This is a genomic window from Streptomyces alkaliphilus (genome assembly GCF_014141535.1).
GTDB lineage: Bacteria > Actinomycetota > Actinomycetes > Streptomycetales > Streptomycetaceae > Streptomyces > Streptomyces alkaliphilus.
Map to the genome: position 1 here is coordinate 1 of NZ_VKHT01000834.1, position 2,244 is coordinate 2,244.

At 73.2% G+C, this 2,244-nt stretch carries 2 protein-coding genes; one reads left to right on the forward strand and one right to left on the reverse strand.

Annotated features, from left to right (window positions below; genetic code table 11):
• The coding region (locus FNQ90_RS20275) for an oxygenase MpaB family protein (protein ID WP_194432726.1) at positions 1–874 on the forward strand (874 nt) is incomplete at its 5' end.
• A gap of 15 nt (positions 875–889) precedes the next feature.
• Here the strand turns inward: FNQ90_RS20275 and FNQ90_RS20280 are convergent.
• Positions 890–2,242: a D-arabinono-1,4-lactone oxidase gene (locus tag FNQ90_RS20280; protein ID WP_182607675.1), complete on the reverse strand. Its 1,353-nt coding sequence runs from the start codon at positions 2,240–2,242 to the stop codon at positions 890–892.
• Positions 2,243–2,244 lie beyond the last annotated feature (2 nt).

Consider the following 2,244-nt stretch of genomic DNA (forward strand, 5'->3'; position numbering starts at 1 on the left):
CCCCGACGGCGTCGCCCGCGAGATCTTCGGCGACATCCGCTGTCTGCTGCTCGCCCCCCGGTTGCTCGTGCTCCAGGTGGCCCACCCCGTGGTGGGCGCCGGTGTCGCCGATCACAGCGACTTCCGCTCCGACCCGTGGGGTCGCCTCCTGCGCACCCTGCTCTCACTGACCACCGTGGTGCACGGAACGCCGGAGGAGGCCCGCGCGGAAGCCCGCCGGCTGCGACGCCTGCACGCGGCCATGACGGGCATCGACGAGTACGGTCGGCCCTATCGGGCCCTGGACCCCGGGGCGTACGCCTGGGTGCACGCCACCCTGGTCATGGGCCCGCTGGACACCATGGCGCTCTTCGGTGCGCCGGTGACCGGTGACCGGCTGGAGACGTACCACCGAGAACTGCGCGGGGTCGGACGGATGTGGGGCATCGCCGAACACCGCCTTCCCCCCGACCCGGCCGCCTTCAACGCCCGATACGCGGAGATCGTCACCGGGGAACTCGGTGACAACCGGGCGGTCCGGGAGGTCCTGGACGCACTCTCCCACCCGGCCCCACCGGTGCCCCGGATCCCGGCCGCGCTCTGGGGCCTCCTCACCCGGCCCGTCACCCGACGACTGACCCTGGTGACCGTGGGCACCCTGCCCCCGGAGCTGCGCGAACGGCTCGGGCTTTCGTGGACGCCCCGGGACGAACGCGACCTGCGCCGCTTCGCCCACCGCGTGCGCCTGCTCGTCGAACCCCTTCCCGTGCGGTTCCGGGTGTTCCTGCCGCCCCTGCTCCTGCGACTGGCGGCCCACCGACGGGCGAGGGCGGAACGCGCGGCCCGACGCGCCGAGCGCCGTGACCGACCAAGGAGCGAACCCCCTCGGCGGTGACCACCGGGGACCGACTCACACCGGCCCGAGTACCCCCCGCAGACAGGGGTTGGCGAAAACGCCCGACGGGTCCAGGCGCGCCCGTACCCGGCGGAAATCGTCGAAGCGCGGGTACAGTCCGCGCAGTTCCTCGGCCCCCAACCGGTGCAGCTTCCCCCAGTGCGGACGCCCTCCGGCCGCCACCAGCACCTCCTCGGCGACCCGGAACCATTCCTCGTGCGGCCGCCGGTGGTACTGGTGCACCGCCACGTACGCGCTCTCCCTGCCGTGGGCGGTCGACAGCCACACGTCGTCGGCCGGTGCGAAACGCACCTCCACCGGAAAGCCCACCCGCTCCCCGTACCGCTCCGGCAACCGCCGCAGTTCCCGCAGCACCTCCGGCAGTTCGGCCCGGGGAACGGCGTACTCCATCTCCCGGAACACCACCCGCCGCGGTGAGGTGAACACCCGATGCGAGACATCGGTGTACACCCGGGGGGACAGCGCCCGGGCGGCCACCGCGTTCAGCCGGGGGATCGCCGCCGGTACCGCGCACCCCAGACGATTGACCCCCTCGTAGACGGTGTTCGACAGGAAGTCGTCCTCGAACCACGCCCGGGCCCGGGACAACGGCGCCCGTCGTGCCCCACCGGACGGACGGTTGTTGCGCTTGATCAGCGTCCGGTCGGTGTGCGGGAACCAGTAGAACTCCATGTGCTCGTTCCCGCGCACCAGGTCCTCCAGGTCCTCCAGTACCCGGCGCAGCGGCATCGGCGTCTCCACCGCGCGCAGCAGGAATGCCGGCTCACACCGCAGCGTCACCCGGGAGAGCACACCCAACGCGCCCAGCGCCAGACGGGCCGCCGCGAACACCTCGGGTTCCCGATCCGCGGAGCAGGACAGCACCGACCCGTCGGCCGTCACCAGTTCCACGGCGCTCACCTGCGCCGACAGCCCTCCGGAGGAACGCCCGGTGCCGTGGGTCCCGGTGGAGATCGCCCCCGAGACCGTCTGTCGGTCGATGTCACCCATGTTGGTCAGCGCCATACCGTGCGCGTCCAGCAGTCGGTTCAGACGGTGCAGCGGCATCCCGGCCTCCACGGTGACCAGCCCGCGCGAGCGGTCCACCTCGATCGGCCGGGCCATCGCGTCCATCGACACATGGAGTCCATCGGTGACCGCGACGCCGGTGAAGGAGTGGCCGCTGCCCGTCGCCTTCACCCGGAGCCCCCGCCCGGCGGCCTCCGCCACCAGCGCGGCGAGCTCGGCGGTGTCCCGGGGGCGGGCGGTGCGGACCGGGCGGGCACTCGCCGTTCCCGCCCAGTTCCGCCACTCCGGCGCCGACCCCGGCCGCCGGCGGTTCGTGCCCCGAAGCTCCCGTACCCCCACCC